This window comes from Arcticibacter pallidicorallinus (assembly GCF_003002875.1).
Taxonomy (GTDB): Bacteria; Bacteroidota; Bacteroidia; order Sphingobacteriales; family Sphingobacteriaceae; genus Arcticibacter; species Arcticibacter pallidicorallinus.
Genome location: NZ_PVTH01000002.1, coordinates 235,625 through 259,841 on the forward strand (window position 1 = coordinate 235,625; position 24,217 = coordinate 259,841).

The window sequence follows — 24,217 nt, forward strand, 5'->3', positions numbered from 1 at the left end:
TTTTTTATTGTTATCATGAACCCATTTAGTACCCTGGGTATCCGTCATGATATTGTTAATGCCATAACTGATCTGGGATTTGAAAATCCCACGCCAATCCAGGAACAATCGATCCCGGTTTTACTTTCAGGCAGCAACGATTTTGTCGGATTAGCCCAAACCGGCACAGGGAAAACTGCGGCCTTCGGCCTTCCCTTGTTAGAACTAGTAGACTTTGAACAGAATTACCCACAGGCGCTTATTTTGTGTCCGACCCGTGAGTTGTGTCTACAGATTACCAATGACATAAAGAATTATTCAAAAAATTTAAGTAATGTAAATGTTGTCGCTGTTTACGGTGGCGCAAGTATTACTGATCAGCTTCGGCAGATTAAGCGCGGCGTACAAATCGTTGTTGCTACCCCGGGTCGTATGCTTGATATCATCAATCGTAAGGCTATTGATTTTTCTAAGGTTCGCTATGTTGTTTTGGACGAAGCGGATGAGATGCTCAATATGGGATTCCAGGAAGATATCGACGTGATTCTTTCTACCACTCCTAACGACAAGAAAACCTGGTTGTTCTCTGCAACTATGCCTGCAGAGGTTCGTCGGATCGCTAAGAAATACATGACTGATCCGCATGAATTAACCATGGGTAAACAAAATACAGGTAATGCTAATATTGATCATGAGTACTTCATTGTACGTGCCCGTGATAAATACGCTGCGTTCAAAAGGATTGTGGATTTCAACCCTGAGATCTTCGGTATCGTATTTTGTCGTACCAAGATCGAGACGCAGGAGATTGCTGAGTCCTTGATTAAAGACGGCTATAACGCCGACTCTTTACATGGAGACCTTTCTCAGCAACAACGTGATAAGGTAATGAAACGTTACCGCGAAAGAAGCCTTCAGTTGCTGATCGCGACTGACGTAGCGGCTCGTGGAATTGACGTAAATGATGTTACTCACGTAATCAATTACTCTCTTCCTGATGAGATTGAGAACTATACTCACCGAAGTGGCCGTACGGCGCGTGCTGGTAAGTCTGGTGTTTCTATCGCGATCATCAACTCGAAAGAGGTTGGAAAGATCAGACAGATTGAGCGTGTTATTGGTAAGAAGTTCACCAAGATCGAGGTCCCAAGCGGATTTGATGTTTGTGAGAAACAGCTTTTTGCTTTAATACACCGTGTGCATAATGTTGAGGTAAACGAAGCGCAGATTGAATCCTATATCCCAAGGATTATGGCTGATTTCGCTGAGCTGACAAAAGAGGAAGTGATCAAGCGTTTTGCTTCTCTTGAGTTCAACCGTTTTCTTGATTATTACAAGAATGCTCCGGATCTGAATGCACCGCAACAAGACGATCGCTTTAGTGAGCGTGGTGAGCGTGTTCCAAGAGCTGGACGCGCTGCAAATAGCGACTACACCAGGTTGTTTATCAATCTGGGATCTGTAGATGATTTTACACGCGGTGATATGCTGGGCTTCATTTGTAATAATGCGAAGATCAGTGGAAAAGCTATCGGTAAGATCGATTTGAAAGGTGTTTATACATTTTTCGAAGTAGAAAACTCGGTTGCAGAAACTGTTCAGCAGAACTTTAAATCTGTTGATTTCAAGGGCCGCGATGTTCGTATCGAACTTGCAGGTGATCGTGACGGTGGTGGCCGCGAAGGCGGTGGCGGCAGTCGCGAGCGTCGTAGCAGCGGTAGCAGCGGCAGTCGTGAGCGTAGCGGTGGTTACCGTGATTTCTCAGGGAAACGCAGAGATGATCGTGGAGGAAGCAGCAGCAGGTCTTCAGGTGGAGATCGCGAGCGACGGAAACGTTTCTAAGCATACATAAAAAAGCGGCCATTGAGTTTATCAGTGGCCGCTTTTTTATGTTGTTTATTTGAGGGACTCTTTATTTTTTGATTAATCTGCAAGATAAACTCTTTTTCCTTCTTCGTTTTCGTAGAATTGCCTGTCGTACATATCTATATAGACATCTTCTCCGTTCGGACCTTTGACATGGTGAAGAAAGCGGTCTTTCAGTTTGTTGCCATATTGTACGAGACGGTTGCCTAGTCCTTTTGCTGAATGCAGAAGTTGATCGGCCTCTTCTCTTTTATACATAAGGGCGATTATTGCTGCGGAGGCAGCTCCTGCTATTACACTCCAGATGATCACATTTTTCATGGTTATATAGGTTTACAGATTAAACAGTATTACCATGAGGAAAGTTTGATCAAAATCAGGAAAGTTGATCTGCAAGGAGTTTCATTTCGATGGAAGGAGAGTGCTTCTCATAGAGAATAGCATAAACAGCTCTGCATATCGGCATGTTAACTTTGTATTGTTTGTTAATGTGGTGTAACGACTTCGAGGCGTAGTAGCCTTCGGCCACCATGTTCATTTCTAATTGTGCAGAGCGAACATTGTATCCCTTACCGATCATATTTCCGAAAGTCCGGTTGCGACTGAACTGGGAATAGGCAGTCACCAGAAGGTCGCCGAGGTAGGCCGATTCCTTAATGTCCCGATCAATAGGGTGAACCGCGTTTACGAAGCGGCTGATCTCCTGAATAGCATTGGATATGAGAACCGATTGGAAATTGTCGCCATAACCTACGCCATGGCAGATACCGCTCGCCACTGCATAGATATTCTTAAGCACGGCGGCATACTCTGTACCGTAAATGTCATCGGATACATTGGTTTTGATATAGCGGGTATTGACGAGATTGGCGAACTCCGTAGCTAGCGCCTGATCGGGAGAAGCGATGGTAAGATAGGAAAGCTTCTCTAAAGCTACTTCTTCTGCATGACAAGGTCCGCTGAGTACAACGATGTCTTCAAAAGGAATCTGAAAGCTTTTGTTCATGAACTCGCCGATGATCATGTTGTCTTCCGGGATAAATCCCTTAATAGCAGAGATGACTTTTTTTCCTTTGAAACTATCAGGATTTAACGTCGATAGCACTTCCTTTAAAAAGGCTGCCGGGATATTGAGCAGGATCATATCGCATTTCTCAACGACCTCAGCGAGGTTGCTCGTGATATTGGTTGCGGGTACTTTTATCTCAATGGAGCTGAGATAGCTTCCGTTATGCTTGTATTTTTTTATGTGCTCTATATTTTCTTCGTCGCGCATCCACCAGAAGATCTCCTTCGGATTTCTGTTATCAGTCAACATCTTGATGTTAGCTGTAGCCCAGCTTCCTCCCCCTATAACTGCTATTTTTGTGCTCGTATCCATAACTGAAAACCGCAAGTTTACGAATTTAAATGCAAATCTTCTGCCCATTTGGTTTTACCAAAAGGATGTGAGGCTAACATTAGGAGTCTAAGAAGCAGGAAGTGGTTTGCATGACCGGCTTCTACTTCTTAGGTTCGCCTTCAAACAGTTTATCGCGACTTACTTTTTCAACAGCGATGCTATCCTTAAGTGTTTTGGAAATTGCGCTGAAGGGTGCAGCGACGATCTCTTCGTTGCCTTTAAGTCCGCCCTTAATTTGAATATAGGTGTCGTTCTGGATGCCTGTTGTTACCGGAATTTGTCTGACCAGGCCATTCGCATAGGTGAAGACGTATTCTTTTACCTTGGCCTTTTCTTTGCTATCTTTCTTCTGTGCGGTGGCGTTCATTTCTTCGCGGGTGGTTACTGACTGAATAGGAACTGAGATAGCTGTGGCTTTTTCCGTTTGAATGTCGACAGTCGCGGAGAGGCCGGGAAGAAAGGGAGACTTTGCCTGTTCCCTGTCTTTCATGTAGGCGGCGTAGGACTCAGGTAGAATCCGGATTTTGACGCTGAAGTTGGTCACCTGATCGGTGCTTTCGCCAACGATGTTGGCAGAACTTGCTATTTCGGTGACCTTGCCCTGAAATTTCTTTTCCTGAAAGGCGTCGACTTCGATATCTGCAAGATCTCCCACAGATACGCGGTTGATGTCGTTCTCGTTTACATTGACATTTACCTCCATGGAATTGAGGTTAGAAATACGCATAATTTCGGTTCCGGCCATCTGGGCGGTACCAACCACCCGTTCTCCGAGTTCTACCGCTAGTTTGGATACGACACCATCAACAGGTGCATAGATCGTTGTACGATCGAGGTTATCTGCGGCTTCCTTTACAAGAGCCTGTGATTGTTGAACGCCGTAGCCTGAACCAATGATATTCTGACGCAGTGCCTCCAGGTTAGCTCTTGCACTTTGATATTCGGCCTGAGCTGCGTCGTATTCGGCGGCGGAAAGGACTTTCTGCTTGAACAACTCGGTGCTGCGCTTGTAGCTGGCCTGGGTGTTTTTGAAAGTTGCTTCGGCTTGTTTCAGTTGTTGACGTGCGGAGGCCAGGGAAGCTCTCTGGGTATTGAGGGAAGCAACTGCCCGGTCATATCCTGATTGCAGGATATCAGGTCTGATCTTGCATAGCAGCTGGCCTTTCTTTACTACATCGCCTTCTTTCACATCCAGTTTTACTATTTCGCCGGAAACCTCAGAGCTGAGCTTGACCTCCACTTCTGCCTGTATCTTTCCGCTTGCGGATACGGTTTCAATGATGGTTCTTTTTTCGGCCTTTTCGGTAGCTACCAGGACCTTATCACCTGAGCCTATCCAACCCATTTTGGATGCAATAGCGAGTAAGACAACTATACATACAACTCCGATAATGACGTATCTGATGGTGCGTTTTTTTCTCTTTTTGGGTTCCATTTGGTGGGCTTTATATTAAAATGTTAAGGGATTACCGAGATAAAAGTCGATAATTTTATTTCTGAAAATGAGGTCATACCGGGCCTGTATAACATCAAACTGCTTTTGATTGAGGTCCGTTTGCGCCTGGTTGAAGTCCAGTGAATTAACGAGACCGACGTCGTATCGTTTGCTGATGGCGTCAAATGCGGTCTTTGATGATTCGAAGGCACTGGAAGCAGAGAGGAAACGACTTTGCGCCGCTCTGAGGTCCGTCACGGCCTGATAGATGACTTTATTGAAATTATTGCGGGCCAGTTGTTCGGTGACCTTGGCGTTCTGATAGCTTATCTTGGCACGTCTTACTCCTATGCGGGCGGAGTAGCTGTTGAATATGGGAATGCTCAGCGTCAGACCGATCGTTTGATTGAAGTTTTCGTCGAGCTGATCTTTGAAATTTGTTTTTTCAAAAGTGCTGGCAAACTCGGGTGTTAGCACACGTTGATTTGTACCCTCCAGGAAGCCTATAACAGTATTCTGCCCCGTTAACTCGCGACTAACCAGGTGCTGTCTGTTATTGGAATAACCGGATCCTATGCTTCCGCTGAAAGACAGGCGCGGATATAGGGATGATTTTGCGACGTCTACTGCCTTCAGTGCCGCCAGTGACCTGTTTTGTGCAAGCCTGACATCCGGATAATTGTCCGCTGCCTTAGCATATATCTCTGCCGCCGCGTATTTGGAATTGATCTCTCCGATTTCATTGATTACCGGCTTAACCACGCTGAACTGAGCTGCGGGGTCGCGTTCCATAAGTTGTGCGAGATTCAGTTTACTGATCTCCAGCTGATTTAACGAATTGGTAACATTTAGTTCTGCGGTTGCGAATTGCGCCTTTGCCTGGGAAAGGTCAGCAAGCGTTTTGCTTCCCACATCAAACTGTTTTTGCTCCCTGTCCAACTGAAGTTTGGCGAGCTGAAGTTGCTGTTGCGAGGCGAGCAGCAGGTCTTCATTGCTGAGAACCTGTAGATACGTCGTTACAACGGTAAGCGAGAGGTCATTCTGAATCTTGCGGGTATTGCTTTTATCAGCTTCCAGCTGGTATTTGTACTGCGACACCTGGTGCCAGAGTCTGAATCCCTGGAAGATGGGCACGGAGGTGCTGATGTTTCCGTTAGACGAAGTGGTTTGCTGATTGACGAACTCATAGGTTAAGGGGTCTACGTTCCGTCCGAAGTTGAAGTTGAGATTCCCTCCTGCGTTCAGGGTGGGGTAGAAGAATAGCTTCGATTCTTTCAAGTTTTCGTCTGAAAGGGCTTCACTCAGTTGGGCCTGCTTGATTTGCAGATTATTCTGCAAGGTTAAAGCGACGGCCTGTTCCAGCGTGATGCTTTCCTGTGCAAGAGCGGTGCCTGATGCAAGCGTGCAAAAGGCAAATGCAAATGCCGCTATGCCGGTTTTAAAGGGGGATCTTCTGAGGGTCATTTCAGGCTAATAATTTGTAGTATTGCACATTCTCTATAATATGTATCTCGTAAAAACTCCTTTTTGGCTGCGACTTATCTACCCTTCTCTTGTATGGAGGAAGTTAAACGATTTGAACAAGATTTACATCACCTTTGACGATGGTCCTATTCCAATTGTTACAGACTTCGTCATTAATACATTGAAAATGTATGAGGCTCCAGCTACTTTCTTTTGTATCGGGGATAATATAAGAAAACATCCCGAGGTTTTTCAGCGCTTGAAGGAAGCGGGGCACCGTATAGGTAATCATACGTTCAATCATTTAAAGGGTTGGGATACTGACGATGACGTTTATCTGGATAATATCAGGGACTGCGCTGCGCTGGTTAGGTCTGATTTACTGCGTCCACCTTATGGCCGGATCCGGAAATCGCAGATCGGCCGCTTGAAGGAGGCATTTCCAAATATGCAGATTATTATGTGGGACGTGCTTTCGGGTGATTTTGATCAGCAGCTTAGTCCGGAAAAGTGTCTTGAAAATGTGATTAAGCATACGCGGCCGGGTGCGATAATTGTTTTTCACGATAGTTTGAAAGCCTTTGATCGCCTCGAATATGTGCTGCCCAGGGCCTTGAAGATTTGGAAGGATAAAGGATATGTTTTTGAAAAGTTGTGAGTTCTGGTTTAATGCCCGTTGTAAATACTTGTTGTAACCTTAATTAGAACTTTTCCAAATAATAATTGTAATATGATACAGGTCAGGCTCTCATTCATTTTTTGTAAATTCGCATGAATTTAACCTAAGTAGGTTAGTTCTTTATATGTAAACCCCTTAATACAAAAATCATAATGGCATTTGATATAGAAATGATCCAGAAGGTTTACAGCAATTTGGAAAGCCGTATTGAAGCTGCCAAGAAAGTTGTTGGAAAACCCCTTACCCTAACCGAAAAAATCCTTTACTCTCATTTGTGGAACGGTAATCCGGAGGAGGTATATACCCGTGGGACATCTTATGTTGATTTTGCACCTGACCGCGTAGCGATGCAGGATGCGACAGCGCAGATGGCTCTTTTGCAATTCATGCAGGCAGGCAGACCTCAGGTTGCTGTGCCTTCAACAGTACATTGTGATCACTTGATCCAGGCTAAGATTGGTGCTACCGAGGATTTGGCTATTGCTAATAATACTAACAAGGAAGTTTATGATTTCCTTTCTTCTGTTTGTAATAAATACGGCCTTGGTTTCTGGAAGCCGGGAGCAGGTATTATTCACCAGGTAGTTCTGGAGAATTACGCTTTCCCTGGTGGAATGATGATCGGTACCGACTCTCATACACCCAATGCAGGTGGCCTGGGTATGATCGCGATTGGTGTTGGTGGTGCTGACGCTTGCGACGTGATGGCTGGTTTTGCATGGGAGTTGAAGTTCCCTAAGCTGATCGGTGTAAAGTTGACCGGAAAGATGTCTGGTTGGACTTCAGCTAAAGACGTTATCCTAAAAGTTGCCGGTGTTCTTACCGTTAAAGGTGGAACCGGATGTATCGTTGAATACTTTGGAGAGGGCGCTCGCTCATTATCTGCAACAGGTAAAGCTACCATCTGTAATATGGGTGCAGAAATCGGTGCTACTACGTCTATCTTCGGATATGATGAGAAAGCTGAAGATTACCTGCGTGGTACATCAAGAGGTGATATCGCTGACCTTGCAAACCAGGTAAAAGCTCATCTGACTGGTGATGATGAGGTTTATGCTAATCCTGAGCAATACTTCGATCAGGTAATCGAAATTAATCTTTCTGAGCTTGAGCCACATATTAACGGTCCATTTACTCCAGACCTGGCATGGCCTATTTCTAAATTTGCTGCTGCTGTTAAAGAACATAACTGGCCTGCGAAACTGGAAGTTGGTTTGATCGGTTCTTGTACAAACTCTTCTTACGAAGATATTACGAGAGCTGCGTCTCTTGCTCAACAGGCTGTTGATAAAGATCTTTTAACAAAAGCTGAGTACACGGTTACTCCAGGTTCTGAGCTGGTAAGATATACGGTTGAACGCGATGGTTACCTGGACACTTTCGAGAAGATTGGTGGTGTTGTACTGGCGAATGCTTGTGGTCCGTGTATCGGTCAGTGGGCTCGTCACACAGATGATCCTGCCCGCAGAAACTCCATCATTACGTCCTTCAACAGAAACTTCGCGAAGCGTAATGACGGTAACCCCAATACGCATGCTTTCGTAGCATCGCCGGAGATTGTAACGGCATTGGCCATAGCAGGTGACCTGACTTTCAACCCGCTGACTGATACGCTTGTTAATCAAAAGGGTGAGTCGGTTCGTTTGGACGAGCCACAGGGACTGGAAATGCCTATCAAAGGTTATGCAGTAGAAGATGCTGGTTATCAGGCTCCGGCAGAAGACGGTAGCGCGGTTAACGTTATTGTTGACGAAGCGTCAAGCAGACTTCAGTTACTGGCTCCATTCCCGGCTTGGGAAGGAACAGATCTTAAAGGTCTTCGCCTTCTGATCAAAGCAAAAGGTAAGTGTACTACTGACCATATTTCTATGGCTGGTCCATGGTTGAAGTTCAGAGGTCATATTGACAATATTTCTAACAACATGCTTATCGGTGCTGTAAATTACTTTACAGAGCAAACAGATTCTGTTAAGAATCAGTTGACCGGCGAATATGGTCCGGTTCCTGCTACTCAGAGAGCTTATAAGGCAGCGAACATCGGTACTATCGTTGTCGGTGATGAGAACTATGGTGAAGGGTCATCACGTGAGCATGCTGCTATGGAACCACGTCACCTGGGTGTTCGTGTGATTTTGGTGAAGTCTTTCGCTCGTATCCACGAAACGAATTTAAAGAAACAGGGGATGTTGGGTATAACCTTTGCTGATCCTGCAGATTACAGTAAAATTCAGGAGAATGACGTGATCGACATTGAAGGTTTAACTTCTTTCGCTCCAGGAAAACAGCTTAAAGTTGTTCTTCATCATGAGGATGGCAAAACAGAGTCGTTTGCCGTGAATCATACCTATAATGAGCAGCAGATCGAGTGGTTCAAGGCTGGTGCAGCTTTAAACCTGATTCGCATGAACAAGATTTAATTTTAGAAATCGATATAAAAAAACCTGCCGGCTATGCCGAGCAGGTTTTTTTTATACTTGCCGGTTTACTTACCGGCACAAAAAAAGAAAGTCCCGCATTGATGATTCAAGCGGGACTTTCTTTTTAGGGGTGAGTTAGGGCAATGAGTTAGCCCAGTTTAGCCAATTCTTCTGCCATTGCAGCACCAATTTCAGCAGGTGACTCGACTACGCGAATGCCACACTCTGTCATGATACGCATTTTTGCAGCTGCTGTATCATCATCGCCACCAACAATAGCACCGGCATGACCCATACGGCGTCCTGCAGGAGCAGTTTGACCAGCGATGAAGCCAACGACGGGCTTAGTGCCGTTTTCTTTGATCCATCTTGCAGCTTCTGCTTCCATACCACCGCCGATCTCACCGATCATGATGATGCCTTTGGTTTCAGGATCTTCCATAAGAAGCTTCACAGCCTCAACCGTAGGAGTTCCAATGATAGGGTCGCCTCCGATACCGATTGCTGTTGTAATACCGAGACCTGCCTTAACAACCTGGTCAACCGCTTCATAGGTTAAGGTTCCTGATTTAGAAACTACACCGATAGAGCCTTTCTTGAATATAAAGCCTGGCATGATGCCAATCTTGGCCTCGTCAGCTGTAATGATACCTGGACAGTTCGGGCCGATAAGACGGCAATCTTTACCTTCAATATATTCCTTTACAAGAATCATATCTTTAGTAGGGATACCCTCTGTGATACAAACAATAACTTTTATGCCAGCTTCTGCTGCTTCCAGAATTGCGTCAGCAGCGAATGCAGGAGGTACAAAGATAATTGATACGTCTGCTCCAGCCTGATCAACTGCCTCTTTTACAGTGTTGAATACAGGTCGGTCAAGGTGTGTTTGTCCTCCTTTTCCGGGAGTAACACCACCTACAACCTGGGTTCCGTACTCAATCATTTGACTTGCATGATACGTACCTTCGTTGCCGGTGAAGCCCTGGACGATAACTTTGGAATTCTTATTAACTAATACACTCATTGGTCGGATTTTAAGTTATGCAAAACTAAGACAATAGGCCTAAAAGCCAAACCTTTTTGTCAGGTTACAGTAGTTTTTTCGATTCCCAGGGAATTAAACTGGAGATCAAACAGTCTTTTGTAAAGTCCATTTAATTTCAGTAGTTCCTGATGTGATCCGATCTCCCGGATCTCGCCCTGGTCGAGTACGATGATCTTATCGGCCTTTTGCACGGTCGACAATCTGTGGGCGATCACGATCGAGGTTCTTCCTTTCATGAGCTTTTCGAGTGTAGACTGAATCAGTAACTCTGTTTCTGTATCAACGGAGGACGTAGCTTCATCAAGGACCAAGATTTTTGGGTTATATATTAAAGCCCGGATAAAGGAGATCAACTGTGCCTGTCCCGCAGACAGTGTAGCTCCCCGTTCCATGACATTGTAGTCGTATCCGCCTGGTAATCTCTCTATAAAATCGTGAGCTCCGGCTTCTTTGGCTGCCTGGATAACGAGAGATCTCGGTATGTCGGGATTACCCAAAGTGATATTTTTTTCGATGGTGTCTGAGAAGAGAAATACATCCTGGATTACTGTTGCAATCTGTGAGCGAAGGTAAGGGACAGTGTATTCCCGTATGTCCTTCTCGTCTATTTCAATCGAACCCTTACCAATGGAGTAAAAGCGATTGAGGATATTGATAACTGAGGATTTGCCGGCACCGGTAGCGCCTACAATGGCCAGCGTTTGTCCGGGCTTGATCTCAAAATTGATGTTTTTTAGAACCCACTTTTCCTCTGTGTAGGAAAACCAGACGTCTTTGAAGACAATTTTGCCGGTGGTTATTCCTTGCCTAAGTGTTCCTGTATCCTCTTCGTACTCTTTGCTGTCAAGCAACGAGAATACCCTTTCCGCGCCTACCATGCCCATCTGAAGGGTGTTGAATTTGTCGGCCAGCTCCCGGATAGGGCGGTACATAAGATTGATGAACATGATGAATGAAACGATCACTCCCGGGGAGACGTTGTGCTCGAGAATGGATTTGGAGCCGTACCATACCAGAAGTCCCAGGGAAAGCGATGATATGATTTCAACCACAGGGAAAAATATAGAATAGTACCAATTTGAGCGGATATGTGCATCGCGGTGTTTCGCATTGATGTTTTTGAACTTGTGAATTTCCTGTTGTTCCCGTGCGAAGTACTGTATGATGCCCATGCCGGATATGTGCTCTTGCAGGAAAGTGTTTAAATGGCTAACCTGAGTTCTTACCTCCTGAAAAGCTGATTTGATCGCTTCTTTGAAGATGTAGGTTGCAAGCATCAGCAAGGGCATCGGTATTAATACTACCAGCGTTAGTTTCCAGTCGATATACAGCATTACTCCCAAGATAGCCACCAGCTGAAGGATATCGCCTATAATGACGATCAGCCCTTCTGAAAAGATGTCGGCTATCGTCTCCAGATCCGAAACAGTTCTTGTTATGAGCTGGCCAATAGGCGTCCGGTCAAAAAACCGAAGCTTAAGTTTCGTGATGTGGTTGAACACGTTTGTTCGCAAGTCTCTGATCGTTGATTGCCCTAGTTTATTAGTGAGATATGTATGGAAATATTGAACAACAGTCTGCAAGACGAGCAGCAGAATCAGTACGATTGTCATGAAGCCAAGTCCTGGTGCGTCGTTTTCAAACACGTACTCGTCGAGTGCGTACTGAATAAGGAAGGGCCTGAGAGGAGCAAGGGCTGCCAGTAATACGGTCAGAATAACACACCAGATGAATTGTTTTTTGTAGGGCTTTATATAAGTATAAATCCGCTTCAACAAATTGATATCGTATGCTTTTCCTGCTTTTTTGGCCATCAGATACTTATTGGAACGCGAAATTACACAATTTTCTTACCCCTTCTGTCACACAAGTCTGATTTGCGTTGGATGCACAAGTTGTGTAAAAAATGCATCGGGCAGCCTATTAATAAATTAATCTTTGATAATTTCGCGGCACAACAAACATCAGCCATGTCAGAATTAAGATACCCATTCATTTTAATACTATCTCTCCTCTCTTGCAGCTTTGCCTTTGCGCAGGGGGAGATTGATGAGCGTGCCATGATCTTCAAGATGAAGGGTTTGGAAGTTGCAACTAAAGACTCGTCATTTTATGCGAACTTTCGTTTCAGGATGCAAAACCGGATAGGAGCATATACGAACGGAGGAAGCGACCTTGGAATATCGGAATTTGATGCTCGTGTGAGGCGCCTGCGTTTGAGAGCAGACGGTTATGTACTAAGCCCTAAGCTGGGTTATAGCATCCAACTGGCTTTCACGCGCAGTGATCAGGATTTTGACAACACTGGGATTGCCAATATCGTACGCGATGCTGTCGTTTTTTACCACTTTACAGACAACTTTTATATCGCTTTCGGCCAGAATAAGCTTCCCGGAAACCGCCAGCGGGTTAACTCATCAGGCCAGCTTCAATTCGCTGAACGCTCAATCGTGAACGGTACATTCACAGTCGACCGTGACTTTGGTTTAAAGGCGTATTATAATAACCAACTAGGCTCGGTTCCTTATCGGTTAAAAGGTGCGATATCTACCGGTGAGGGAAGAAGCGTGAACAATTCAGATAATGGTCTCGCCTATACAGGAAGGGCTGAAATACTTCCTCTGGGACTGTTTAAGAATGAAGGTGACTATTCTGAAGGAGATCTGGAACGAGAAGAGACACCCAAGCTGGCAATAGGGGCTGGTTATAGCTATAACGTGCGTACAAACCGTACAGGCGGGCAACTTGGTAAGGAGCTTTATGCAGCAAGAGATATGGGGACGGCAATGCTTGACTTGATTTTCAAGTTTAACGGCTGGGCGTTTCAATCTGAATACATGAGCCGGGATTCGGACGATCCGCTAACTTTCAGCGACGATGGCGATGTGAGATATATTTATAATGGCTGGGGAATAAATAATCAGGTTTCTTATCTTTTTAGAAACAACCTTGAAACGGCCTTTCGTTATTCTCTTCTACAGCCTGAGGATGAAACTGTTAATTACGAACGAAAGACCGAAGTTCTCGAGCTTGGTGTGTCGAAATATCTAAGGAGTCATCGGATCAAAGCTCAGTTTAACCTGAACTATAATACTGAGGATGGAAAGATGAATTTGCAAAACAAGAATAACTACTGGGGAGCTTTGTTTCAGGTAGAATTGGGAATTTAATTCTGTTTTTCTGTAATATTTTTATTAAAGGTTGCGTTTTAATAACAACCGGCGATCTATTTTGTTAGATTTGTTTGAGACCACAGAATTAAATGAGAAGATTCATTGCTAAAAAGGTATTCAGCATTATTTTCTTGTCCATCTTCATGAGCAAGATGGTTATTTCTGTAGCGCCTTTGGTAATAGCTCATATTGACTCCAAAAGTATGAACGCAGTGATCATGCAACTGGAGATAGAGCACCCAAAGTCAGCAGATGTCAAAGATTCTGCAATAAAGGAATTTCTCAACCTCAATACGATCAAGATAGGATCCATAAGTCCGGTTCTTGTTCTCATGCGTGTCTTTGTAGATGATCATACCAAGCACCGACGCGTGTTTTATCCCTCCGTGCCTACGCCGCCTCCGAACGCATAATCCTTTTTTTAATTTATTATCAGCTTGCTGATATCGTCATTATTAATTAATAGGATTGTTCTACTTAATAGCAGATTATTTATGCCTGCATCAAAAGGCCTTGGGAAATATTTCTCAGCTCAAAATTTAAAGAAGGACCTCCCTGCAAGTCTTGTCGTCTTCCTGGTTGCATTACCATTATGCCTGGGAATCGCTCTTGCTTCTGGAGCCCCATTATTTGCCGGTTTGTTAACCGGAATCATCGGAGGTATAGTGGTTGCCGCAATAAGCGGCTCTCAATTAAGTGTCAGCGGACCTGCCGCCGGCCTTACCGTAATAGTTTTTACTTCAATCGCTCAGCTCGGAGGATACGAAATATTCTTACTCGCATTGGTGATAGCGGGTATTCTTCAGGTCGCATTAGGCTTTATGAAGGCTGGTACGATAGCCAACTTTTTCCCTTCATCGGTAATAGAGGGAATGCTAGCAGCAATTGGTATCATTCTAATCATGAAGCAGATACCCTACGCGTTAGGATATAATGCGGACTTCGAAGGGAGTGAAAGCTTCCAGTCTGGCGGATCAAATACCATTTCGGGAATTTCAGACGCCCTGAGTATGATCAGCCCAGGGGCCATAATCATCAGTGTTCTTTCGCTACTTGTTTTAATATACTGGAGCAAAATAAAGAAGGTTAATGTAGTTCCTGCACCCCTCGTTGTGGTGATTATCGGGATTGCTTTAAACTTCGCATTTAAAGGGACTTCTTTCGAGATTGCCGCTATTCACCTGGTGCAAGTACCTGTTGTAAATTCCTTCAGCGAATTCACGGGTCTGTTTATGACACCTGATTTTAGTCAGATATCCAACCCAACAGTATGGACTGTAGCATTTACAATTGCTATTGTCGCCAGTCTCGAATCCCTGCTCAGTTTAGAAGCAGTAGACAAGATAGACCCCTATAAAAGAGTTTCTCCGACAAACCGCGAATTGGTAGCACAAGGAACAGGTAACTTGATCTGTGGTCTAGTTGGTGGATTGCCACTAACAGCGGTAATTGTACGGTCGTCAGCCAACGTTAATTCAGGCGGTAAAACGAAGGCAAGTAGCATGCTTCACGGTTTGTGGCTTTTAGCCTCGTTATTGCTAATCCCTGGATTGATCAATAGTATTCCACTGTCTTGTCTCGCTGCGGTATTGATATTCACAGGTTCTAAGCTTGCCAAACTTGCACTGTTCAAGAAGATGTGGCGTGAAGGGAAAGGTCAGTTTATTCCATTTATCGTGACGATTTTAGCGGTTGTATTTACAGATCTGCTGAAAGGTGTTGCTATCGGAATGGTGATCGGTGTATTCTTTATTCTTCGCAATAACATGCGTAATCCTTACTTCTATACCATTAGCAGCAAAGGAAATAAGGATGTGATCCGGATTACATTGTCTGAAGAGGTATCGTTCCTCAACAAGGCAGCTATTTCATACACCCTTAACAATCTACCGCCTGAGTCGGATGTAATAATCGATGGAACCAATTCAAAATACATCGACCCTGATGTGCTCGAGGTAATACATAACTTCAAGCATAATGCCTACTCGAGGGCGATCATCGTGAAGCTGGAAAATATCAAGCACCGGTACGATGTCCCTCAACTAAAAGAAATGATTTACAAACCTGAAAAAGTACACGAGAATGTCTAAAGAAAATATATCAACATCTACGGTCAAAGAGCTACAAGATACTCAGATCCGCACGTATGAGCAATTATTAGAAGGAAACAAGCTCTTCGTTGAGAGAGAACTGGAACAGGATCCTGAGTATTTTAAGAAGCTTGCATCAGGTCAAAGACCCGATGTTCTATGGATTGGCTGTTCAGATAGCCGTGTTCCAGCCAACCAGGTTACCAATACCAAGCCAGGGGAAGTATTTGTACACCGGAATATCGCAAACGTCTGCGTGCACTCTGACATGAATATGTTGAGTGTGCTTGACTACGCAGTCAATGTATTGAAAGTTAAACATGTAATCGTAGCCGGGCATTATGGTTGCGGAGGTGTTGAAGCGGCTATGAGCAACAGGCAATTTGGCTTAATCGACAACTGGTTGAGACATATTAAAGACGTTTACCGGCTTCATTCACATGAGCTGGACCTGATCACTGACGATAAAGCCCGCGCCAAGCGCCTTGTCGAACTTAATGTTATCGAACAGGTATTTAACTTGTGTAAAACTACTATCATTCAGAACGCATGGGAAGAGCGAATTGACCTTCAGATTCATGGGTGGGTTGTCGATATTAGTACCGGAAGAGTAAAGGATATGCACGTAAGCTGCAGCACTTCTGGAAATTTGGGCAAAGTATTTGATCTTGCTAAAAATCAGGTGCCACAAGCACATTAAAATATATAGCTAAAACGCAATAAGGCCCGTTGCTGTTGCAACGGGCCTTATTGCGTTTTAGCTATATGAGGTTTATGCCTCGAGCTCTGAATAAGCCTCGATAGGAGGGCAAGAGCAGATCAGTGTACGGTCGCCGTGGGTCTCATTAACACGGCCAATTGACGGCCAAAACTTGCGTTCAGCAATGTATGGCAGGGGAAATGCAGCCCTTTGGCGGCTATATTCTTTATCCCAGTTGTCTGCTGTTACAACAGCTGATGTGTGAGGTGCATTCTTCAGGATGTTGTTGTGCTTGTCGGCTGATCCTGTTAAAACTTCCTCTATCTCCGCCCGGATTGCTATCATGGCATCGCAAAAGCGATCTAATTCATGCTTAGGTTCTGATTCAGTAGGTTCAACCATGAGTGTTCCAGCTACAGGGAAAGATACTGTTGGAGCATGGAAGCCATAGTCCATAAGTCTCTTCGCAATGTCTGTTACTTCTACACCCGCACTCTTAAATGAGCGGCAATCAAGGATCATCTCGTGTGCACACCTTCCCATGCTTCCTGAATAAAGTACCGGATAGTGGTCCTCTAGCCTGGATTTTATATAGTTCGCGTTCAGAATAGCGTACTTAGTAGCATTCGTTAATCCTTCAGCACCCATCATGGCGATATACGCGTGAGAAATCAGCAATATAGAGGCTGATCCCCATGGTGCTGCAGATACAGCTGGTATAGAATGGTCATTGTTAATGTCGACTACGGTATGACCCGGTAGGAAAGGAACCAGGTGTTTAGCTACACCTATAGGGCCCATGCCTGGTCCGCCACCTCCGTGAGGGATACAGAAGGTCTTATGCAGGTTCAGGTGGCAAACGTCAGCACCGATAGATGCAGGACTGGTGAGTCCAACCTGAGCATTCATGTTCGCGCCGTCCATATATACTTGTCCGCCATTCTCATGAATGACTTCGCATATTTCGATAATGGACTCTTCGAAAACCCCATGAGTGGAAGGATAGGTTACCATCAGGCAAGAAAGGTCATCTTTATGCTGAACAGCCTTGGTTTTCAGGTCTTCCACATCAATATTTCCATTCTCATCACATTTAACCACCACTACCTTCATACCAGCCATAGCTGCGGATGCAGGGTTTGTTCCATGTGCTGAAGAGGGAATAAGCACGATATTTCTATGGTGGTCATTGCGGTCAGCGTGATACGCTCTGATCACCATTAAGCCCGCATACTCGCCCTGTGCACCTGAGTTAGGTTGGAGGCTCATTGCTGCGAAGCCGGTAATCTCGCTAAGCCAGTCGTTAAGCTCAGATAAGATCTGCATATATCCACCCACCTGATCGGTAGGAGCAAATGGATGAATCTTGCTAAATTCAGCCCAGGTAACAGGAATCATTTCTGTTGTAGCGTTCAGCTTCATTGTGCAAGATCCCAATGGAATCATAGAATGGCACAATGAAAGGTCCTTGGCCTCCAAAGATTTGATATAGCGGAGCATTTCATGCTCAGAATGATGGTCGTTAAATACAGGATGCGTGAGGAATGTACTGCTTCTTTCCAGCTCCGCAGGAATTCTGGAAGAAACTCCCAGGATCAAGTCCTCGAAGTTAAGCTCATTCAGGTTTCTTCCCTTCACCTTTGCGAAGAAGCGAACGATGGTCTTAACGTCCTCGATTGAAGTCGTCTCATCAAGAGAGATGCATACCTCAGAGCCATTGAAGTCGAAGTTACAAAGGTTGTTGATGGCTTCAGCATGAATAGGGCCAGTCAGATTGCCCAGATCAAAGCGTATGGTATCAAAGAAAGTCAAATTCAGTTGTTTGTATTCCAGCTCTTCCAGCGAAGAGGCAAGCAGGGATGCCAGACCATGAATCCGGCCTGCAATATTGCCAAGCCCCTTAGGTCCGTGATAAGCTGCATACATCCCGGCCATAATGGCCAGCAATGCCTGAGCCGTGCATATATTCGATGTCGCCTTGTCCCTACGAATATGCTGCTCCCTGGTCTGCAAGGCCATACGCAATGCATAATTCCCCGAAGAGTCAACCGTCACGCCGATAATTCTTCCGGGCATACTGCGTTTATATTCGTCCTTAGTAGCGAAGAATGCTGCATGTGGTCCGCCAAATCCCATTGGAATTCCAAAACGTTGGGTAGAACCGACAACAATGTCTGCACCCCATTCTCCCGGAGGAGTTAATACGGTCAGGCTTAGGATATCAGCGACAACTGTCAGTTTGATATTCAAAGCATGCGCCTTCGAAGCGAAGTCGCTATAGTTGTAGACAATACCTTTTCCTGAAGGGTACTGCACTATCGCACCAAACATGCGATCATCAAGTTCCACCGTTTCATGGCTTCCAACAAGCAGCTCAATTCCATAAGGAGCAGAACGTGTTCTCAGAATATCTATAGTTTGAGGGAAAATGTCTTCTGAAACAAAGAATACATTCGCCTTCTGATTTTTGCGGAGGCTGTACTGCATAAACATGGCCTCAGCAGCAGCAGTGCCCTCGTCAAGCAACGAAGCGTTTGCGATCTCCATCCCGGTCAGGTCAATAACCATTGTCTGGAAATTCAGCAATGCCTGTAAACGGCCTTGCGATATCTCAGCCTGGTAAGGCGTATATTGCGTATACCATCCTGGGTTTTCGAAGATATTTCTTAGGATAACGGGAGGGGTGATATTATCATAATATCCTTTTCCGATAAAAGACTTGAAAACTTTATTTTTTGAAGCAGCTTGCCTCAAGTCATTTAAGTAGTCAAATTCGCTTTTTGCAGCAGGAAGATTTAATGGTTCTTTCAATCTGATCTGTGCAGGCACAGTTTGTTGAATGAGCTCATCAAGTGAGTCGACTCCTATTTGTGAAAGCATCTGTGTAGTTGCTTCCTGATCAGGAGCTATGTGACGCGATTCAAATTTTTCTTTGAAATCAATATTTAAATTCATGAAACGGAATGATATTGGGATACTGCAAAGGTATGAAAATGCGCTGGATTAAGCCAGAACGACCGTTTTTTTTAATTCGTATAATTCTTTTAAGTACAATTACTTAAGCGGGAAAATCCTGAAAATTTCATGAGCCTTCAAATTCCTTATATAATTATCCAAGAATTCCGAAAAGAAAAACAATTGACTGTTAATAAAGGTGAAAACACTTAATTCTTTGGAGTGTCTTTTTTAAACAAAAGGAGTTAGAACAAGCTTTCTCTGATCGAAGTTGCACGAAAAGGCGAGCTCTGCTGCTTAAAGTCGTCCGGTATGGGGAATATAACAGAAACTTATCCTCTTAATTGATCAAGATAACGACCAATAGTGGCTTCCAGTCCAAAGTATAATGAGTCGCAAATCAAAGCGTGTCCAATACTTACTTCTAGTAGTCCCGGAATATTCTGAGCAAAGTAACGGAGGTTATGCAGGTCTAGATCATGGCCGGCATTAAGGCCCAGAGAAACTTGCTGGGCAGTCCGCGCAGCCTGTATGTAAGGCGCTATGGCAAGCTCCTTATTTACAAAATAGTTCTTCGCATACGCCTCCGTATAAAGCTCAATGCGGTCGGTCCCCGTAAGCGCAGCCGCTTCAACCATTCGAGGATCCGGATCAACGAATATGGAAACCCGGATACCGGCGTCCTTAAATACCGCAATAATCTCTTTGAGGTACTGACCATGCTTGATGGTATCCCAGCCATGGTTAGATGTAATTTGTCCCAGGGCATCCGGAACAAGCGTAACCTGAGCCGGCTTGTTCGCCAGTACAAGCTGCACAAAAGACTCCTCCTGGCAGTTTCCCTCAATATTAAACTCCGTGGAGATCGCCGCCTTAAGATCAAAAACATCCTGATAGCGGATATGCCGCTCGTCGGGACGGGGATGAACCGTAATTCCCTGCGCACCAAAAGATTCACAGTCGAGTGCCGTTTTAACAAGATCCGGATTGTTGCCACCACGGGAGTTACGAAGGGTAGCAATTTTGTTGATATTAACGGAAAGCTTAGTCTGAGAATGTTGATCCATGGATAAAAAAAAAGATGCCACCAAAGGTAAGCATCTTTCTATAAATTAAATATCTGAACAGCGTATTAGTATCTGTAGGCTTCGGGCTTGTAAGGGCCGTCAACAGCAACACCGATATAATCAGCCTGCTCCTGATCCAGCACATCCAGCTCTACGCCGATCTTTGCCAGGTGAAGTCTTGCTACCTTTTCATCAAGGTGCTTAGGTAGCGTGTAAACACGGTTCTCATACTGGTCTGTATTCATCCACAGCTCGAGCTGCGCAAGCGTCTGATTCGTAAATGAATTAGACATAACAAAAGAAGGGTGGCCAGTTGCACATCCCAGGTTAACCAGGCGGCCTTCAGCAAGAATAATTACGTCTTTCCCGTCAATCGTGTACTTATCTACCTGTGGTTTGATTTCTACTTTGGTATCGCCATAGTTGCCGTTCAGCCACGCCATGTCAATCTCATTGTCGAAGTGACCGATATTACAAACGATCGCTTTATCTTTCAGCGCTTTGAAATGCTCGCCGCGAACGATATTGCAGTTACCGGTACAAGTAACAACGATGTCAGCCTCAGCGATAGCCGTGCTCAATTTTTTCACCTCAAAGCCTTCCATTGCCGCCTGAAGCGCACAGATAGGGTCGATCTCTGTTACAATAACACGAACGCCAGAACTGCGCAACGATTCTGCAGAACCCTTGCCAACGTCGCCATAGCCTGCAACAACAGCTACTTTACCAGCCATCATTACGTCAGTAGCACGACGAATCGCGTCAACTAATGATTCGCGACAGCCGTACTTATTATCAAACTTCGATTTAGTAACCGAGTCGTTCACGTTAATAGCAGGCAAATGAAGCGTTCCGTTCTTCATGCGGTCATAAAGTCTGTGAACACCTGTTGTAGTTTCTTCAGAAAGACCTTTAATACCGGGGATCAGTTCAGGGAACTGATCAAACACCATATTGGTTAAATCACCACCATCATCCAGGATCATGTTCAAAGGTTTGCGATCCTCGCCGAAATAAAGAGTCTGCTCAATACACCAGTTAAATTCTTCCTCAGTAAGTCCTTTCCATGCATAAACAGAAATGCCTGCAGCAGCGATTGCAGCAGCAGCATGATCCTGAGTGGAGAAGATATTGCAAGAAGACCAGGTAACGTCAGCACCCAGTTCAACCAATGTTTCAATCAATACGGCAGTCTGAATCGTCATATGAAGACATCCCGCGATACGGGCGCCTTTCAATGGCTTAGAAGGGCCGAATTCAGCGCGAAGAGCCATTAGTCCAGGCATTTCAGACTCTGCTAAACCGATTTCTTTGCGACCCCAGTCTGCCAGGGTAATGTCCTTAACTTTGTAAGGAACGTAAGTTGTCTCTACTGATGACATAGATTATAATGTTATTGTTTGCCACAAAATTACGCAATAGTTTAGCCAATATCAAAGACGCCGGGAACTCCTGTAATTAAGGATTTTGGCCTGACATTTCCCGCCCGCACCAACTCCGCTTTTACAATTCGCCATTCATTTCTTACTTTTCCTTATCTTTCGCCTAAATCATTCGATTGTGAAAAAATACCTCAACAAGTATCTCCTGCTAATCATTCTGTTCATTTTCTGCGGCCTGGGCGCTGACGCCAGGGACGTAATCAGGATATTGACCATAGGAAACAGCTTCTCCGAAGATGCAGTGGAGAACTATCTCTATGACCTTGCTAAGGCGGCCGGCGACAGCCTCGTGATTGGCAACCTCTACATCGGTGGTTGCTCGCTGGAGACCCACAGTGCGAACGCTGCTTCCAACGCAGCAAATTATTCATACAGAAAAATAGTAGGCGGCAAAAAGACAGTAACGCCCGGACAAACCCTATCCTACGGTATCAAAGATGAGCCCTGGGATTATATCAGCTTCCAGCAAGCAAGCCCTTACTCAGGTCTGGCACAATCCTATTTTCCACATCTGCCTAACCTGATGGACTATGTCGCTGCACATGCCCTCAATCCCAAAGTGAAATACATATTTCACCGCACCTGGGCTTATGCTAAGAATTCTCCCCACAAAGGTTTTGCAAATTATCAGAACGATCAGGACCAGATGTTCAAGGCAATAGTAAAAGCGACGAATGAAGTGACGGAAAAGGTTCAGAGGCTCAAGATCCTCATTCCCGCAGGTACGGCCATCCAGAACGCGAGAACCAGTGTCATCGGTGATAGTCTGACAAGAGACGGCTATCATCTGCAGCTAACTTACGGACGGTACACCGCCGCATGCACCTGGTTGGAAGCACTAACCGGAAAGAGCCCTGTCGGTAATACCTACATCCCTGAAACGATTACAAGGGAACAGGCAAATATCGCCCAGCACGCTGCCCATTATGCCATACGCCGGCCTGATAAAGTGACTTCCCTGGCAAAAGCTAAACTATAAGTACATTCAGCTGGTCTGAATACCTGCTTGAAATATCCGAATCAAATCTTTATCCCTAAATGTGACAAAGATTTGATTCGCTTTTCTCAGGAACCCTTATTTTTGTATTCTTAAACTGTAAATAAAAATTATGTATCCAGAATATTTAACTGCCCCAATGAGGGAAGATCTTGTAGGAGCCGGATTTCAGGATTTGAAGTCTGCTGAAGAAGTAAGTGCGGCAATCGAGTCTGAAGGTACTGTGTTTGTTGTAGTTAACTCCGTGTGCGGATGTGCTGCTGCTAATGCACGCCCTGCAGCGAAGATGGCTGCCGGAAATGAGAAGCACCCCGCTAAATTAATTACTGTTTTTGCAGGTGTGGAGAAAGAAGCGGTGGATAAAGCCAGATCTTATATGGCGCCTTACCCTCCGTCATCACCAGCAATGGCACTTTTTAAAGACGGAAAGTTAGTACATATGATTGAGCGTCATCAAATAGAAGGCCGTCCGGCTCAAATGATCGCCGACAATCTGGTTAGCGCATTCGAGCAATATTGCTAAGAAACCAGTACTGCCATACAAACAAGAACAGTACAGCAAAGAAAAGCGTTGCCTAGCCTCTGTTGCTGATAAAGTACTGAATACTACTAAACATCATAATCAGGGTCCGGTACCTCCGGATCCTGTATTTTGAATCTAGATATCCCTTGTCAGCATCTCTTCCAGATCGTTGTAGTTCACATCCATACGAACCCGGCCCTGCTTCGCATAAGCCAGCTGCCCCGTCTCTTCCGAAACAATTATCGCCACCGCATCGCTCATCTCCGTTATCCCAATTCCGGCTCTATGCCGCAATCCAAACTGGGCAGGAAGCTTGATGTTATCGCTTACCGGCAGAATACAACTCGCACATTTGATCTTGCCTTCCGAAATGACCATGGCGCCGTCGTGAAGCGGACTGTTCTTCTTAAATATCGTTTCGATAAGACGTTTAGAAATATATGCATCTATGGGCTCGCCCGTATTCTGGTAATATTGGTCGTCGAAGAACTTCGCGAAGACAATCAGCGCGCCGGTACGGCTATGTTGCATCGTTTTGCAGGCATCAATGATATGCTTGATAGCTGGCTCATTAATGTTCTCCTGCTCCTTATTTCCCGGGAGGAAAGTCTTCCAGAGCTTATTCCTATGCAGCGCAGCGTTTTTTCCGATTAATAGTAGAAACCGTCTGATCTCCTGCTGAAAGACAATGATCAGTGCCAGGAAACCGACGCTGACAAAGCCTCCCAAAATATGGCTCAGCAGTTGCATCTTCAACTGTTCAGTGACGATATAAACCAAATAAATAATGATCAGACCGAGTACAATGTTTACCGCAATAGTGCCGCGGATGAGGTTATACACATAATAAATGATAACGGCCACCAGGATGATATCGATGATATCAAGAAAGCGCAATTGAAGAAAACTGAGATCAAAACGGTCCATCTATGTAAACTTTAGGCGCCCGGAACAGGGTGTTTTAGGGTGTGTTGTGTATC

The 24,217-nt window shown here is 44.9% G+C and carries 19 protein-coding genes; 9 read left to right on the top strand and 10 right to left on the bottom strand.

The annotated features are described in order from the left end of the window. The first annotated feature begins 15 nt into the window (after positions 1-15). A complete protein-coding gene (locus B0I27_RS03790; RefSeq protein ID WP_106291597.1) occupies positions 16-1,821 on the top strand; it encodes a DEAD/DEAH box helicase in 1,806 nt (601 codons plus the stop codon). A gap of 81 nt (positions 1,822-1,902) precedes the next feature. Here the strand turns inward: B0I27_RS03790 and B0I27_RS03795 are convergent, their stop codons facing one another. From B0I27_RS03795 to B0I27_RS03810, 4 genes are all read right to left on the bottom strand, one after another. Further along, positions 1,903-2,166 carry a hypothetical protein gene (locus B0I27_RS03795; protein ID WP_106291599.1) on the bottom strand — a complete coding sequence of 88 codons (264 nt, stop codon included), beginning with the start codon at positions 2,164-2,166 and terminating at the stop codon, positions 1,903-1,905. 55 nt (positions 2,167-2,221) lie between these two features. Next, the gene (locus tag B0I27_RS03800) at positions 2,222-3,226 is read right to left on the bottom strand and encodes an NAD(P)H-dependent glycerol-3-phosphate dehydrogenase (RefSeq protein ID WP_106291601.1); all 1,005 of its coding nucleotides are present in this window, start codon (positions 3,224-3,226) and stop codon (positions 2,222-2,224) included. 121 nt (positions 3,227-3,347) lie between these two features. Continuing rightward, positions 3,348-4,682, bottom strand: coding sequence for an efflux RND transporter periplasmic adaptor subunit (locus tag B0I27_RS03805; RefSeq protein ID WP_106291603.1), 1,335 nt, complete (start codon positions 4,680-4,682; stop codon positions 3,348-3,350). A 15-nt stretch (positions 4,683-4,697) separates the two neighbouring features. Further along, positions 4,698-6,146 (bottom strand): TolC family protein, encoded by a 1,449-nt coding sequence (locus B0I27_RS03810; protein WP_106291605.1) that lies wholly within the window; start codon positions 6,144-6,146, stop codon positions 4,698-4,700. Positions 6,147-6,186: 40 nt separating this feature from the next. Here B0I27_RS03810 and B0I27_RS03815 point away from each other — a divergent pair, with 40 nt between their 5' ends. After that, positions 6,187-6,804: a polysaccharide deacetylase family protein gene (locus B0I27_RS03815; protein ID WP_106291607.1), complete on the top strand. Its 618-nt coding sequence runs from the start codon at positions 6,187-6,189 to the stop codon at positions 6,802-6,804. Between the two features lie 173 nt (positions 6,805-6,977). Next, positions 6,978-9,242: an aconitate hydratase gene (locus B0I27_RS03820; RefSeq protein WP_106291609.1), complete on the top strand. Its 2,265-nt coding sequence runs from the start codon at positions 6,978-6,980 to the stop codon at positions 9,240-9,242. Between the two features lie 148 nt (positions 9,243-9,390). Here B0I27_RS03820 and sucD read toward each other — a convergent pair whose 3' ends face one another. Beyond that, the gene (gene sucD, locus B0I27_RS03825; RefSeq protein WP_106291611.1) at positions 9,391-10,269 is read right to left on the bottom strand and encodes a succinate--CoA ligase subunit alpha; all 879 of its coding nucleotides are present in this window, start codon (positions 10,267-10,269) and stop codon (positions 9,391-9,393) included. Between the two features lie 59 nt (positions 10,270-10,328). Beyond that, the gene (locus B0I27_RS03830) at positions 10,329-12,104 is read right to left on the bottom strand and encodes an ABC transporter ATP-binding protein (RefSeq protein WP_106291613.1); all 1,776 of its coding nucleotides are present in this window, start codon (positions 12,102-12,104) and stop codon (positions 10,329-10,331) included. A 156-nt stretch (positions 12,105-12,260) separates the two neighbouring features. On the opposite strand from B0I27_RS03830, the gene B0I27_RS03835 reads away from it, so the two are divergent. The 4 genes from B0I27_RS03835 (at position 12,261) to B0I27_RS03850 (ending at position 16,253) form a co-directional block, all read left to right on the top strand. Next, positions 12,261-13,460 carry a porin gene (locus tag B0I27_RS03835; RefSeq protein WP_106292095.1) on the top strand — a complete coding sequence of 400 codons (1,200 nt, stop codon included), beginning with the start codon at positions 12,261-12,263 and terminating at the stop codon, positions 13,458-13,460. A 92-nt stretch (positions 13,461-13,552) separates the two neighbouring features. After that, complete coding sequence (locus B0I27_RS03840) at positions 13,553-13,876, top strand: hypothetical protein (protein ID WP_106291615.1); 324 nt, start codon at positions 13,553-13,555, stop codon at positions 13,874-13,876. Positions 13,877-13,957: 81 nt separating this feature from the next. Continuing rightward, positions 13,958-15,553, top strand: coding sequence for a SulP family inorganic anion transporter (locus tag B0I27_RS03845; protein WP_106291617.1), 1,596 nt, complete (start codon positions 13,958-13,960; stop codon positions 15,551-15,553). Then, on the top strand, positions 15,546-16,253 hold the full coding sequence (locus B0I27_RS03850; RefSeq protein WP_106291619.1) for a carbonic anhydrase: 708 nt from the start codon (positions 15,546-15,548) through the stop codon (positions 16,251-16,253). The genes B0I27_RS03845 and B0I27_RS03850 overlap by 8 nt, the downstream gene beginning before the upstream one ends. A 72-nt stretch (positions 16,254-16,325) precedes the next feature. On the opposite strand, the gene gcvP is transcribed toward B0I27_RS03850, so the two are convergent. From gcvP to ahcY, 3 genes are all read right to left on the bottom strand, one after another. After that, positions 16,326-19,208, bottom strand: coding sequence for an aminomethyl-transferring glycine dehydrogenase (gcvP, locus tag B0I27_RS03855; protein ID WP_106291621.1), 2,883 nt, complete (start codon positions 19,206-19,208; stop codon positions 16,326-16,328). 332 nt (positions 19,209-19,540) lie between these two features. Further along, entirely contained in the window at positions 19,541-20,275 is a 735-nt protein-coding gene (locus tag B0I27_RS03860; protein ID WP_106291623.1) for a pyridoxine 5'-phosphate synthase, read from the bottom strand. A gap of 65 nt (positions 20,276-20,340) precedes the next feature. Then, positions 20,341-21,657: an adenosylhomocysteinase gene (ahcY, locus tag B0I27_RS03865; protein ID WP_106291625.1), complete on the bottom strand. Its 1,317-nt coding sequence runs from the start codon at positions 21,655-21,657 to the stop codon at positions 20,341-20,343. Between the two features lie 178 nt (positions 21,658-21,835). On the opposite strand from ahcY, the gene B0I27_RS03870 reads away from it, so the two are divergent. Beyond that, a complete protein-coding gene (locus B0I27_RS03870) occupies positions 21,836-22,696 on the top strand; it encodes a DUF4886 domain-containing protein (RefSeq protein WP_106291627.1) in 861 nt (286 codons plus the stop codon). 130 nt (positions 22,697-22,826) lie between these two features. After that, a complete protein-coding gene (locus tag B0I27_RS03875; protein ID WP_106291629.1) occupies positions 22,827-23,237 on the top strand; it encodes a BrxA/BrxB family bacilliredoxin in 411 nt (136 codons plus the stop codon). Between the two features lie 135 nt (positions 23,238-23,372). Here the strand turns inward: B0I27_RS03875 and cdaA are convergent, their stop codons facing one another. Beyond that, positions 23,373-24,164, bottom strand: a complete 792-nt coding sequence (cdaA, locus tag B0I27_RS03880) for a diadenylate cyclase CdaA (protein WP_106291631.1) — start codon at positions 24,162-24,164, stop codon at positions 23,373-23,375. Positions 24,165-24,217 lie beyond the last annotated feature (53 nt).

What these genes read in the sequence shown, in the direction of transcription:
- B0I27_RS03790 (WP_106291597.1), top strand. Translation starts at nt 16, where the DNA reads ATGAACCCATTTAGTACCCTGGGTATCCGTCATGATATTGTTAATGCC.
- B0I27_RS03795 (WP_106291599.1), bottom strand. Translation starts at nt 2,166, where the DNA reads ATGAAAAATGTGATCATCTGGAGTGTAATAGCAGGAGCTGCCTCCGCA.
- B0I27_RS03800 (WP_106291601.1), bottom strand. Translation starts at nt 3,226, where the DNA reads ATGGATACGAGCACAAAAATAGCAGTTATAGGGGGAGGAAGCTGGGCT.
- B0I27_RS03805 (WP_106291603.1), bottom strand. Translation starts at nt 4,682, where the DNA reads ATGGAACCCAAAAAGAGAAAAAAACGCACCATCAGATACGTCATTATC.
- B0I27_RS03810 (WP_106291605.1), bottom strand. Translation starts at nt 6,146, where the DNA reads ATGACCCTCAGAAGATCCCCCTTTAAAACCGGCATAGCGGCATTTGCA.
- B0I27_RS03815 (WP_106291607.1), top strand. Translation starts at nt 6,187, where the DNA reads ATGTATCTCGTAAAAACTCCTTTTTGGCTGCGACTTATCTACCCTTCT.
- B0I27_RS03820 (WP_106291609.1), top strand. Translation starts at nt 6,978, where the DNA reads ATGGCATTTGATATAGAAATGATCCAGAAGGTTTACAGCAATTTGGAA.
- sucD (WP_106291611.1), bottom strand. Translation starts at nt 10,269, where the DNA reads ATGAGTGTATTAGTTAATAAGAATTCCAAAGTTATCGTCCAGGGCTTC.
- B0I27_RS03830 (WP_106291613.1), bottom strand. Translation starts at nt 12,104, where the DNA reads ATGGCCAAAAAAGCAGGAAAAGCATACGATATCAATTTGTTGAAGCGG.
- B0I27_RS03835 (WP_106292095.1), top strand. Translation starts at nt 12,261, where the DNA reads ATGTCAGAATTAAGATACCCATTCATTTTAATACTATCTCTCCTCTCT.
- B0I27_RS03840 (WP_106291615.1), top strand. Translation starts at nt 13,553, where the DNA reads ATGAGAAGATTCATTGCTAAAAAGGTATTCAGCATTATTTTCTTGTCC.
- B0I27_RS03845 (WP_106291617.1), top strand. Translation starts at nt 13,958, where the DNA reads ATGCCTGCATCAAAAGGCCTTGGGAAATATTTCTCAGCTCAAAATTTA.
- B0I27_RS03850 (WP_106291619.1), top strand. Translation starts at nt 15,546, where the DNA reads ATGTCTAAAGAAAATATATCAACATCTACGGTCAAAGAGCTACAAGAT.
- gcvP (WP_106291621.1), bottom strand. Translation starts at nt 19,208, where the DNA reads ATGAATTTAAATATTGATTTCAAAGAAAAATTTGAATCGCGTCACATA.
- B0I27_RS03860 (WP_106291623.1), bottom strand. Translation starts at nt 20,275, where the DNA reads ATGGATCAACATTCTCAGACTAAGCTTTCCGTTAATATCAACAAAATT.
- ahcY (WP_106291625.1), bottom strand. Translation starts at nt 21,657, where the DNA reads ATGTCATCAGTAGAGACAACTTACGTTCCTTACAAAGTTAAGGACATT.
- B0I27_RS03875 (WP_106291629.1), top strand. Translation starts at nt 22,827, where the DNA reads ATGTATCCAGAATATTTAACTGCCCCAATGAGGGAAGATCTTGTAGGA.
- cdaA (WP_106291631.1), bottom strand. Translation starts at nt 24,164, where the DNA reads ATGGACCGTTTTGATCTCAGTTTTCTTCAATTGCGCTTTCTTGATATC.